Origin of the sequence: Balneicella halophila (genome assembly GCF_003096835.1) — a bacterium.
GTDB lineage: Bacteria > Bacteroidota > Bacteroidia > Bacteroidales > Balneicellaceae > Balneicella > Balneicella halophila.
This window is the reverse complement of record NZ_QENZ01000009.1, coordinates 1-12153: the sequence shown is the minus strand read 5'-3', so window position 1 is coordinate 12153 and position 12153 is coordinate 1. Positions and strand designations below refer to the sequence as shown.

The window sequence follows — 12153 nt, the reverse complement described above, 5'->3', positions numbered from 1 at the left end:
GCACTGCGATGATATAGCATTTACAAAAGGACGGGAATTTGAGTGAAGCGAAAATGTAGGAATTTTGTTCGCCGCAGGCGAATGCTATATCATCGTTGAGTATAAGAATAGTAGCGGATTTTTAGGCACTAACTTTTCGGGTTATAACTGACCTTTAATTTATTCATTTTCTTTCGTTTAAGCACCAAAACCGCTATTTTTTATATACGTTGTTAGCCACTGTACTTATTTCCACCAAATTGTAATTCCGTCAAATTTTGCATTACTCGGAATTTTCGATTTGTCAATCCCTTTGCCATTCCACCAACCATCTTGAAGTTCAGTTTTTCTGATGCTAAACCAAGCATTTATATGTTCAACATCCACAACGATGTGTTCCATATCTGGTGAAATTTTGTCGGTTGAGTAATACTTTGTTAAATCTCCAAATGTTGAATTTAAACCAATTTTTTCTGTTGTTTTGAATCTATTGTCTAAAATCGAAATTCGGTTAATTTTTGAGTTTGTATTTCCGTTTTGCTTTGGTGTCAAAATCAATATTTTTTTTCCGTTTGAGTCATAGATTTCATAATCGTCATAAGTGTCGTCTGCAAATTCTCCATATCCAACTATTTTCTTAATCTGCTCCTTTGGGATTGTATTATAAACGTCTGAAATAGTCATTCCTTTTGAGAAAATTCCAACTCTGCTCTCTGAAATGTGAAAATTGTCAAAAGTATAACCAGTTGTTGTTTTTACTGGTTCTTTTTTCTGTTCTACTTTTATGTCAGTTTTTGCGATTTCTTTCTTATTTTCAATTTCTTTGGAATCAGAGTTTTGTTCTTTTTTTGTCAATTCCAATTCTCTTTGTAAAAGCTCATTTTCTTTTTCGAGTAATTCTTTTTCTTTTTTTGATGTTGAATTACAACTTATTAAAATCAAAATAAAAATGGCTCCTAAAATTTTCTTCATAGTTCTGGGTTTGTATTGTGGCTACGCAGTGCTATGTGTAGTTGTCTGTTTTTTTGTGAAGATAATTAAAATCGTTAGATTTTATGTTTTGGGGAACAAAAAAATAGCAACCAATTGCATATAGCTAATGATGTGTAGCGTAAATCACGCCTTGGCGGCGTTGTTTGATGATAGTGTTTTTTTTAGCTAATAGAGGTATATGTAATTGGCATAGCACTGCGATGATATAGCATTTACAAAAGGACGGGAATTTGAGTGAAGCGAAAATGTAGGAATTTTGTTCGCCGCAGGCGAATGCTATATCATCGGTCCAGTGTATGAGTAGTAGCGGATTTCTACTCACGAACCTTTCGGTTTTGCACTGACCTTTGTTTTATGTTTATACTTTCGTTTTATCACTTAAACCGCTATTACTTATACACATTGTTGGGCACAGTGTTTTTTATATCAAATCGTTAATATCGTCTTGGAATACATTTTGTCTATGATATTTTAAATAATTTTCCCTTTTTTCCGGATAAATTCTCATTACATTTTTAGCATTTGGATTAATATTTAATCTTTCCCAAGTATATGCTGTTAATTGTGTACCACAGACTAATTCACCATTATCTGTAAAAGTTATGTAGCCTTGGTCAAACAACTTATCGTAAGTCGGTGATAACGCTAAACCATTATAATAATCAATAGCTTCATTTACTTTGTCTTCATTTATACAGGTTCTATAAGGTTTAATATGGCTTGCTATCAAAAGTCTTTCGTCAGAAATTTTAGTGAAAGGACATTGAGGCATATGCTCAATAACTTTTTTACGATACTGTTGTTGTCCTTCTCTTGATGGTGTTCTTTTAGTTGTTCTTTTGAGTTTCTCCTCAACAATAATTTCTGTTGTAGAAGTTGTTAGTTTTGGATGAACTATTGACCTAAATTGATAGTCTAATAAAATTCTGAAATAGTATAATGGTTTTACTCCTTGCTCTTGACTATTTACAGGAATTAATTTTAAAATTGACAAGTAACTGATTTTGGGTAAAACTAATTTTCTCCATATATCCCAAATTTCGCTATCAGAACGAATGTATCCACGACTTAATTTATTGTCCACAAAATCAGAAACATCATAGATTGAAAAAAATATTTTGTCAGCATTTAATTCGTTTACTGTTTCTACGTGTTTGTTGTAAAATTCAGCAACATCGAATTTATAAACTTGTTCTTGCTTTTGATACTCTATACAGGCATCATACAAGTATTTTAATAGGTTTGATTTGCTAAAAAAGCATCTATCTTGAATAGTTGTATAAACCCTTTTACCATTTTCTTTCCCTTTGCCCCAATCTTGATATTCAAAGAAATCACTTAATCTTTCTCCGCTTGTTCCTGTGTAACTCCCAACATATTTTCTCGATTCTCCATTACCTTTAAACATTGTTAGTTTGTTCTTTTTATAACAAGATGATGATGAACACCATTGATAGCTTTTTCTGACGAATAATTATTAATAAATTCCAAGTCATTAATTAGATTATCATATCCAGCAGATTTTAAATAATTCTTAATTGCTTCGATTTTCGATTTCCCTTTTTCATTACCTAAATGCTTTCCATCTTTAAAAATAGCATAAAGTGTACTATTACTTTTTGTCATTGTATAAATATGTTTTTATTATGAAAATCTAAAAATTGTTCATCAGGAATGAATCTTTTAGGGAGTCTTAATTCTTTTCCTTCAAATTCTTGAAAATACTTTTTTGCAAACTCTTCATCACTTTTTTTAAGCGAATGAGACAGTACTAGTTTAAAGTTTCTATCAAATGTTAAGAGTCCTTTATCAAAAGCCTTATCATGTAAATTATTTAAACATAATCCGTTTTGAGGGTTTAAACGATTTTTTTTGTCTTTTGACCAAGGGACAATATGACTTGCAATTAATAATTCAGGAATATCAATTCCAGTTAAACAGCATTTGAAATCGTATGACGATAGAACTGTACTTCTAAAGAAGGATTGATTAACTCTAACCTTTACTGTTCTTTTAACCTCTTTTCCTTCATCAAAATCAATTTCATCATCTAAATTTATTTCTTCTTTTAAAAATTTAGATAAAAGCAACTCGCTTTCGTATGCTAAATCTTCCCAATTATTAGTAAATTCTTCAAAAATTATTTTATCTAATTTTCCTGTATTTGTAGCACCTTTTATTCCTCTTCTTGTTAGAGATGGGTCTAAACTAGCAAAGTTTACAAGTTTCCAAGCAACTGCAGAAGGAGTTCTATTAATTGCTTCTGAAAGTTTAATTATTAAATGATGCCTATAATTGATTTTGCTAAATTCAATTTTACAATACAAATTAAAAGCAACAATCAATTCTTCTCTTGTCCAATTTCGTCTTTTCATAAGTTATTTGTGTTAGGGATAGAAGTAGAAAGCCCACAGTGAGGAACGAACGAGGACTTGGAACGTATAGCCCGACCCGGAGGGTAACACCCAAAAAATAACAAAATCATTTTTTCGCAAATTTAGTAATGTCCATTTGTTTTAAAATTGCAATGTAAATATCAACAACACCAGCATCTCCTGCTTGTCTGTACATTTGAGTGTCGCTTACAATTTGTTCGAAATCATCTCGAAAACCCATTAAACGTAGGCATTCTTTAGGCGTGAGTTTTCTTATACGTCCTTTGTTGTGAGTTACATAATTATCTACTCCAGCTCGGTGCATTTTGTGCATTGATTGCAAGAGTGGTCGAGCAACTTCAAGGTCAGTTTTGATAGTTGTTTTAAAGTTTTTAGTACCACTAGAAAGAACATAGTTTTTAACTTTTTCAGAGAGGTAATATTTTTCTTCAACTTCGTTAACATCAAATACAAATTCGTCAAATTCTTGTTTTTCTTGGTTTTCAAAAACAAAGTCTCCGTGCCAATTAAATTGTTGATTTGCCTTTTGACAAAGTGCTATATCTCCGTTTATTTGTGTGTATCTTTTTTTTCTGTTTTTAGAACTGGTCACAAATTTTACTCCTTTTTCTTTAAGGTAGTATTTACTTTCAGTATAATCTTCTAAAAAATCTTGCATTTTGTATTCCAGTTTAATTGGTTCAGGAAATTCAAAATTCACAGACTTATCTTTAAACCCAATTACAAAAATTCGTTCTCGATGTTGCGGCATACCATAATCTTTTGCGTTTAAAACTTGGTAAAAATATTTGTACCCAAGTTCGTCAAAAGTTGCCTTAATTGTTTCGAAGGTGTTTCCCTTGTCGTGGTTAATTAAACCTTTTACATTTTCAAAAATGAAAACTTTTGGTTGACTTTCTTTTACAATCCTCGCAAACTCATAAAATAATGTACCTCTTGTATCTTTGAATCCTTTTCTTTTTCCAACCATTGAAAATGATTGACAAGGACTTCCGCCAACAAGAATATCTATTTTACCCTTATATTTTTTACCATTAACATCTTTCACGTCATTGTACCAACGTGTTTCGTCAATATCATAATTTGCGAAATAACTTTCTTTAGCGAATTTATCAATATCACTTGCGAAAATTATTTCGGTATTTAGGTTAAGTCTTTTAAATGCGTATTCTATTGCTCCAATTCCAGAAAATAATGTTGCAACTTTTGTAGTTCTGTTTGGGTGTTCAAATTCTTTTTCCGTCCATTTTTTTTGAAATGAAAGTCTTATTTGATTTGAAACATACAGCTCTAATTGTTCATTTACAATGTTTAAAACATCTTTGTAATCAGTGTAATCTTTAAGTTCTTGAATTAATTTAGTAGAGTAGTAGTGGTTTAGCAATTCTTTATGTTCTGTTTCAAGAATTTCAGCTAAACTTGGCATTAATTCAGTAGAAAGAGTTCTTTCTTCTCTTTCTATTTTTCCATAAGTAGACGTATCAATATCAAGATGGGAAGCAACCTTTCTCATAGGAAAACCTAACTCTGTTCTTCGTTGCTTTATATATTCTCCAAAAGTTGCAACCATATTTTTCGACAAATTATTTAGGACAAAAATAGTCCAAAAATATGGAATATACTATTTTTCGAGTTGATTTTTTACATTGTGCCTAACGCAGTGCTATGTGTAGTTGTCTGTTTTTTTGTGAAGATAATTAAAATCGTTAGATTTTATATTTTTGGGAACAAAAAAATAGCAACCAATTGCATATAGCAAATGATGTGTAGCGTAAATCTCGCCGTGACGGCGTTGCTTGATGATAGTGTTTTTTTAGCTTATTGAGCTATATGTAATTGGCATAGCACTGCGATGATATAGCATTTACAAAAGGACGGGAATTTGAGTGAAGCGAAAATGTAGGAATTTTGTTCGTCGCAGGCGAATGCTATATCATCGGATGGCGGTAAGAAATCGTTGGGGTGGAGGGGTTGCGTTCGTATCCACCGTTACTGATGCTAGGGCGAGGCAGTATGTTGACTGACCCACTGCACCCCCAATGTTTTTTACCGCGTGTTGTAAGCTGGTGTTCAGTATTCAAAGTCAATCCGTTACAAGTTTTTACAAATCTAATATTTTATCTTAATCAATCTTCGCCGACCTTGATACGGAGCATGAACCGGAATGAAATGGAGCTCGGCGCAGGCAATTTATTTTGTTTTTTGTGGGCGAGCAAACCCCAAACCGCCCTTAAAGGCGGTAACAGGGCTGGCATTTGTGATCTCTTTGGCACGTTTTGGTCTGAACGTGGCTCGTAACTTGCCAATGTGCTTTCAAATAGGGTTGGAAATTCAATTTTATTTCAAGGTTTCATTTCAAGCGAATTGATGACTAAATTAGCAATATCACTTTTTCTTTTATTCATAAGAGCTAAAAATTGAGTTTCCCCAAAGGATTTGGAAATTCTCGTTATTATCAGCTTGCTTAAAAAAGGGAAGACACATAATGATGCTATATTTAAAGTAAATTCAAATGGAATAATATCTGTTCTTTTCTATTAACTTAAGCTCTTTCCTGATTTCAATTTGAAATTTTAAAAATGACCTGAAGAAATGGGTATGTCCCCTCACTATTGTCTCCATTCGTTTAGGATTACTTGTCAATTCATGAATTACGAAGTCTGCAAAATAGAGATGTTGTAAAAGAATATCTAAATAAGCTGAAACTATTTGTCTGATTTTGTTTTCAAACAATATATTGGAATTTAGAATTTTTATGAGGTTATCGCTAATTTGGGTGAGAACTTCACTAAGAATCAACTCAAATAGCATGTTTTTAGAACGAAAATAATAATGCAGCAATGCTTTATTTACATTTGCCACATTTGCAATATATTCGGTTGTCGTTCCGTGATAGCCTTTTGTTGCAAAAAGTTTTCGGGCGGAATCTAAAATTAGCTGCTCTTTATCATATTTATGTGACATAATTCAGATAAAGTTTAAAAAACCTTAATTAAAAACACTATGCTTGCTTGTTTTTTACAATAGAAGTATATACCCCAAATAAGCACAATACAGTAAAAGTTGTAAAAACAACTTTTGTACTCATTATGAAAAGCTCCTGATTCTCAATGTTTATTTGAGACGTCCCGAGGAACCAGTGAATAATTAAAGTAGCAATTGCCATACTAAACATCATACCCGTATTGCGCATGGTAGCAACCATAGCCGAAGCTGTTCCCTGCATTTTTTTATCTACCGACCTCATTACTACATTGGTATTTGGAGATGAAAACATGCCAAACCCAATTCCAAGCACAAATAAATCAATTAGAATGAAAGCCGTAGAACTATCTTTAGAGATAAAACTCAACAGAAACAAGCCTAATGAACTTGTTCCCATTCCTATTGCTGCAAGTATGCGAGGGTTTTTCTTGTCGGACAACCTGCCCGAGAATGAAGCAACTGCAGCCATCATTACCGGCTGAATCACCAGAATTAATCCTGCTTGAGAAGCGGAGAGTCCCATTATATACTGCAAATACAAACTCAGCATAAAGGTCACTGCAAAAGTTGATGCATAGTTAATAAATGCAGAAAGGTTTGAAAGTGCAAATATTCGGTTTTTAGTAAACATCCTGATATTTAGCACTGGGAATTTTGTTCTCATTTCTATTTTCACAAACACAAACAAACCTATTAAGCCAAGTACTGTTATTGCAAGGGCTTTAATTTCTGGAAGTTTAGATAGGCCATACATTAGCAAAGAAATAGAAATCATGTAGAGCAAAGAACCTCTAAAATCAAATTTCTCTTTCACAACAGGCGACAACTCTTTGTTCAGTTTCCAAATTATTAATATTGCAATAAGAGTACTTGTGGATGCATTTATTAAAAAAATACTTCGCCAACTCAAGGCATCGGTTAAAAAGCCACCTATCATTGGTGCAAGTGAAGAGCCAAGGTACACAGCAGAAATATTCAAGCCAATAACTTTACCTCTTTTCTCTGGGGGAAATGCCGAAATTATATATGCCATCAACGTTGCCGACATCATGGCGGCAGCTATGCCTTGCGCAAACCGCATGGCAATGAGAAAAGACGAGTTAGGAACAAATGCACATAAAAATGTGGTTATGGCAAAAAATATGGTTCCATACAAAAACATTTTTGTTTTGCCCCAAATATCGCCTAGTCTGCCAAAGGGTACAAGGAAAACTGCCGCAGCGAGCAAATACGACATAGAAACCCAGCTAAGCTGAACTGCCGACATGGAAAATTCAGTTCCTATTTTTTTTAAGGCAATATTCACTGCTGAACCCATAAATGGGTTGAAAAAATGTGTTGCCATGGTAGCAACCAGCAGTATAGTTGTATTTATTTTTTTATTTGCTGCTACTGTTTCAGCCATATTTGTGTGAGGTAATTAGTTTGTATTCAACTATTTTGAAATAACATGATATAGCATTTGAATGAAAACAAAGCCTCTAGTTTTCTTTCACTACCACTTTAGCAGTGAAACACATATTGTTCACCTTTCAATAAAGAAAATGCTTTTTATTTTTTTTCAGCAATTAACCTTTTCCAAGGTTTAAAAACGCTTATAAAATAAAGAAATACCAACGCACCAACCTGAATAGTTCCCCATAAATTTAATGAAGACTGGTAAGTAGAATAGGTTTCGTTTGAATAGATTTCTTCGCCTAAATCTCGCACCATGTATACAGACTCATTTGTCCATTTACCAAGCCAGAATGTGCCGAGTATAAGAAGAGCAAACGTTAAAATGAACTTCACCGCTACCCACCAATGCTTGAAAAAACCCCAAGCAGTTTTCCAACACAGCAGCACTCCCGATAAAAAGCTCAAAGAAGCTGATGCAATTACAATCCAGTCATCTATCAATTTGGTTGCAAAATTGTATGCCAGTAGTTCCGAAACAGTATCCGGATTCTTGGTAAATCCTATTATAACCATCGATATTGCAGCCCCTATCCACAAAGAAGAGAATAGTACATGTATAAATACAATTGTTTTCCGGGTATTTTTTGAAAAATAAGCCATTAACTTTATTTTTTTTGATTTCAGTTTTTGATGGTGAAAATTATATATTATTGAATTTTCTTTCCTGCCATTGGCCCAGGTTTAAGGCTATGAATTTCATCAATTTTTACCAGTACCACCGCAACTGGTTTTGGCATACCTGCTTTTAGAGACATTTCTGCTGTTTTTTCATAGAGTTCTCCACTAGTTAACACCTCTGGTGTACCTATAAACCTGTAACCATCTACAGTTTCTCTATTTACAACCGATGTCGCAATTTTTGAACCTTTGAGTATATTACTGTAGGTCTTCCCTCCAATTCCTTCTGTAAAAATAAGCGTATCATCGCTGTAAACTCTTGTTGAACGCTTTGGTGCATTATTGGGAATACCTTCTTTACTTACTGTTGCATGAAAACATTGCTGAGATCCAATCATCTCTTTCATTTCGTTTGTCAACTGTACCATAACTTTATATGTTTTATGTTCATAAAAACTTAATCCAATTCTAATGCTATATTGTTTTCTATTTTCTCAAGGATTCCAACCAGTGTACTCTGCTCCTCTTCACTAATATTTTTCAATGCCACATCCGACGCTTGTTTCCAGCAATTTTGAATATCTTCTTTCATTTCATCGGCTTTTGGTTTTATGAATACCTGAAAGATTCGTCCATCTTTTCTACTCTTTTTCTTAGAAACATATCCCATTTTAATGAGCTTTTCAACAATGCGGGTTACGTTTGCAAAATCTTTTTTCGACCTGCTTGCAATCTCTCCTACCGAAAGCCCGTTCTCTTGCCATAAATAAAAGAGCACCACCCATTGTTCGGGGGTAATGTCTAATTTGTTTTCTGCTATTATTTTCAAAACCTGTCGTTTCATTAAAATCGAAAGCATTGAGATTTTGTGGTTTATTATATTTTCAAGATTGAAGTCTGTCATTGATTAACTGTCTTTTTTACAAATTTAAAACATTTATTTGTTGTGACAAATAAAATTAAAGAAACATGAGCAAATTGTCAGACTTTATAAATAAACATGGATACACGTATAAATCATTCTTTTTGGTTTTATTGGTTTTTCCACCGGGAGCATTAGTTATTGCATGGAAAATTCCTCATGCAACAATTGTAGTTCGAATATTACTATCTATTTTAGATGTTGTTGTGCCACTTTTGCCTTTTATTTTAGGTGTTTTAGGCATATCTAAGCTATTTAATTAATAAAATATATTGACATTTATTTTAGTGTCTTCACACAGAAATTACGTAAGCCATACATTGAGGGACATTAATTGTATGCCATTTTTTAGCTTTCTCTATTTAGAGGTATGTATCAATTAGTATGGGGAAGTAATATTGCACTCTTTTTCAAATTTTGGTCTGCGCAAAGAAAGTGCGATTTGCAAATATGCGCAATGAGAGTTGGGTTTCTTTTGCGCGTTGGAAGGAAAAAACATAATAAATTCCCTCATATCGTACCTTCCTATCAACGGAGCACCAATCCAATCAATCTGTTTTTGTGATTATTTTTTTTTATATCGTTTCAATGTGTCGTGTCGGTTTCTTACACTTGCTTACAACGGTAGGGGGATTTCCGCAGGTGTTTACGCTTGCGTAAATGCCATGATGTGGTGAAGTCCTTCGGACGATCCACAGTGCGGAAATCCCCCTACCGATGTGCAAAAGCCTTCGGCTTTTGCACATCGGTTTTGTGTATGGCTCGTTGCGGGAAATCAGCTATGATTTTCCGCCGTAACCGAAAGATAGTAAATTGCAAGGAATTTTCGGTAAAAAAATCAGCCGCAATGAGCTATACACGTTGTTACCTGTAAGCTTTATTATTTTCTGTATTGTGATGGTGTTTGCCCTATATGTTTTTTAAACATTCGGCTAAAATAGGTTGGGTATTCAAATCCTAATTCGTAGCCAATTTCGGCAATTGTTTTGTTGGTGTTTTCCAATCTGTTTTTTGCTTCCGAGATTATTTTTTCTTGAATAATTTCAGAAGCTGTTTTGTTTGTATGATGTTTAATCAAGTCGCCAAAGTAATTAGTAGATAGATCGAGTTTTTCTGCAAAATAATTCACATTTGGCAATTCATTTATATTTGATTTGTAGTAGGTGTTAAGTAATTTTTTAAATTCTACAACTATTTTATTGTACAAGGGTTGACGTGTATTAAATTGCCTTTTATAGCATTTGCCAATATATGTAAAAATTAAGTTGCAATAGGCTATAAGTAAGTCTAATTCATAATTATCTTTTTGGTATTCTTCGTTGATTTGCTGGAATAAGGTTCCGATATGATGTTGTTCGTCTTCTGTTAAAAATAAAGCTTCATTAATTTCGTATTGAAAAAAACTAAAATCGATATTGTATTCTTGCAACAAAACTGGTGACACTAAAATATGATATCCCTTCCATTGTTTTTCAACGCTCCATTTATAAACCTGTTTTGGCTGGATAAAGTATAAAAATGACGATGATGTATCAAATTTTGTGTTTCCAAACCATTGTAAATCGGTCATATTCTGCTTAAATGCCATCATATAAAAGTCTGATGTCAAGCCATCACAGTGTAAGCGTAGTTTGTCGTAATCATTATAATTTACAATATCAATCAAATCTTTTTTTGGAGACTTATAACCAATGTATTGATTGTATTTTTTTATGGAATTGAAATGTTGCATTATTTTATTTGAATAAAAAAGGCTGTAAAGTATGGAAGTACTTTACAGCCACCACCTTATAACTACAAAGGTACAATGTAAATTAAAAATCTTGTACTGTTGGACGAATTACAATTTCGTTAACGTCTACATCTGCAGGTTGTTCAATTGCAAAAGCTATAGTTCTAGCTATAGAATCTGAAGGAATTGCAGTTTTATAGAATTCACGTACAAAATCTGAACTTTCTTTATGAGAACTTCCGTGTTTCAATTCAGAATCAATAGCTCCTGGTTCTATGGTTGTAGTTCTAATTTTTCCACCCACTTCGTGTCTTAACCCTTCTGAAATTGCTCTAACTGCATATTTAGTTCCACTATAAACTGTTCCACCTGGACTAAATACTTTTACACCTGCAACTGATGATAAATTAATGAAATGACCATTTTCTTGCTTTTGAAATACTGGTAATGCGGCAGCAATTCCGTATAAGACACCTTTTACATTAATGTCTATCATTCTGTCCCATTCATCTACCTTGGTCTCACTCATTGGTGCTATAGACATTAATCCAGCATTGTTTAGCATTACATCTACTTTACCAAATTCAGTCACAGCTTTATCAACTAATGATTGTACCTCTTCTTTTTTGGTTACATCTGTTTTTACAAAAATTGCCTTTCCGTTACCTTTTTCATTGATTTCATTAGAAATATCTTGTAAACGATTTTCACGACGTGCACCTAAAACAACATTGGCTCCTAATGAAGCTAAATGACGAGCTGTAGTTTCACCTAATCCACTACTTGCTCCAGTTATCACAACTACTTTTCCTGAAATATTGTTTTTTAAATTCATTTTATTCTGCTTTTAGATTATTAAATAGTTTCTAATGCAAATTTACATAAGTAGTTAAGGTTTAGAGTGAAACAAAAATAGGAAAGGTTGAAACAAATTACAGATTCAAATTTTTTAAAGGCTGTTTTTCAGCTTATAGGTAACGCAGTGCTATGTGTAGTTGTCTGTTTTTTTGTGAAGATAATTAAAATCGTTAGATTTTATATTTTTGGGAACAAAAAAATAGCAACCAATT

General features: G+C 33.0%; 13 protein-coding genes. 1 reads left to right on the top strand and 12 read right to left on the bottom strand.

From position 1 onward, the window contains the following. Positions 1 to 225: 225 nt before the first annotated feature. The 10 genes from C7377_RS09265 to C7377_RS09215 all read right to left on the bottom strand — a co-directional run bounded on the left by C7377_RS09265 (position 226) and on the right by C7377_RS09215 (position 9258). Positions 226 to 951 carry a hypothetical protein gene (locus C7377_RS09265; RefSeq protein WP_116497083.1) on the bottom strand — a complete coding sequence of 242 codons (726 nt, stop codon included), beginning with the start codon at positions 949 to 951 and terminating at the stop codon, positions 226 to 228. A 442-nt stretch (positions 952 to 1393) separates the two neighbouring features. Then, positions 1394 to 2380 carry an HNH endonuclease gene (locus C7377_RS09260; RefSeq protein WP_116497082.1) on the bottom strand — a complete coding sequence of 329 codons (987 nt, stop codon included), beginning with the start codon at positions 2378 to 2380 and terminating at the stop codon, positions 1394 to 1396. 2 nt (positions 2381 to 2382) lie between these two features. Continuing rightward, complete coding sequence (locus tag C7377_RS09255) at positions 2383 to 2598, bottom strand: hypothetical protein (protein WP_116497081.1); 216 nt, start codon at positions 2596 to 2598, stop codon at positions 2383 to 2385. Further along, complete coding sequence (locus C7377_RS09250; protein WP_116497080.1) at positions 2595 to 3347, bottom strand: HNH endonuclease; 753 nt, start codon at positions 3345 to 3347, stop codon at positions 2595 to 2597. The genes C7377_RS09255 and C7377_RS09250 overlap by 4 nt, the downstream gene beginning before the upstream one ends. Positions 3348 to 3453: 106 nt before the next feature. Further along, positions 3454 to 4938 carry a DNA (cytosine-5-)-methyltransferase gene (gene dcm, locus C7377_RS09245; RefSeq protein ID WP_116497079.1) on the bottom strand — a complete coding sequence of 495 codons (1485 nt, stop codon included), beginning with the start codon at positions 4936 to 4938 and terminating at the stop codon, positions 3454 to 3456. Positions 4939 to 5876: 938 nt separating this feature from the next. Then, complete coding sequence (locus tag C7377_RS09235; RefSeq protein ID WP_116497077.1) at positions 5877 to 6332, bottom strand: TetR/AcrR family transcriptional regulator; 456 nt, start codon at positions 6330 to 6332, stop codon at positions 5877 to 5879. 37 nt (positions 6333 to 6369) lie between these two features. After that, positions 6370 to 7758: an MFS transporter gene (locus tag C7377_RS09230; protein ID WP_116497076.1), complete on the bottom strand. Its 1389-nt coding sequence runs from the start codon at positions 7756 to 7758 to the stop codon at positions 6370 to 6372. Positions 7759 to 7904: 146 nt separating this feature from the next. After that, the gene (locus C7377_RS09225; protein WP_133241485.1) at positions 7905 to 8411 is read right to left on the bottom strand and encodes a hypothetical protein; all 507 of its coding nucleotides are present in this window, start codon (positions 8409 to 8411) and stop codon (positions 7905 to 7907) included. Between the two features lie 47 nt (positions 8412 to 8458). After that, positions 8459 to 8857: a pyridoxamine 5'-phosphate oxidase family protein gene (locus C7377_RS09220; RefSeq protein ID WP_116497074.1), complete on the bottom strand. Its 399-nt coding sequence runs from the start codon at positions 8855 to 8857 to the stop codon at positions 8459 to 8461. A 29-nt stretch (positions 8858 to 8886) separates the two neighbouring features. Further along, a complete protein-coding gene (locus C7377_RS09215) occupies positions 8887 to 9258 on the bottom strand; it encodes a MarR family winged helix-turn-helix transcriptional regulator (RefSeq protein WP_165806892.1) in 372 nt (123 codons plus the stop codon). A 140-nt stretch (positions 9259 to 9398) separates the two neighbouring features. Between C7377_RS09215 and C7377_RS09210 the strand changes: the two genes are divergently transcribed. Next, the gene (locus tag C7377_RS09210) at positions 9399 to 9614 is read left to right on the top strand and encodes a hypothetical protein (RefSeq protein WP_116497072.1); all 216 of its coding nucleotides are present in this window, start codon (positions 9399 to 9401) and stop codon (positions 9612 to 9614) included. Between the two features lie 617 nt (positions 9615 to 10231). Here C7377_RS09210 and C7377_RS09205 read toward each other — a convergent pair. Then, complete coding sequence (locus C7377_RS09205) at positions 10232 to 11083, bottom strand: helix-turn-helix domain-containing protein (RefSeq protein ID WP_116497071.1); 852 nt, start codon at positions 11081 to 11083, stop codon at positions 10232 to 10234. Positions 11084 to 11165: 82 nt separating this feature from the next. After that, positions 11166 to 11918 carry an SDR family oxidoreductase gene (locus C7377_RS09200; RefSeq protein WP_116497070.1) on the bottom strand — a complete coding sequence of 251 codons (753 nt, stop codon included), beginning with the start codon at positions 11916 to 11918 and terminating at the stop codon, positions 11166 to 11168. Positions 11919 to 12153: the final 235 nt, after the last annotated feature.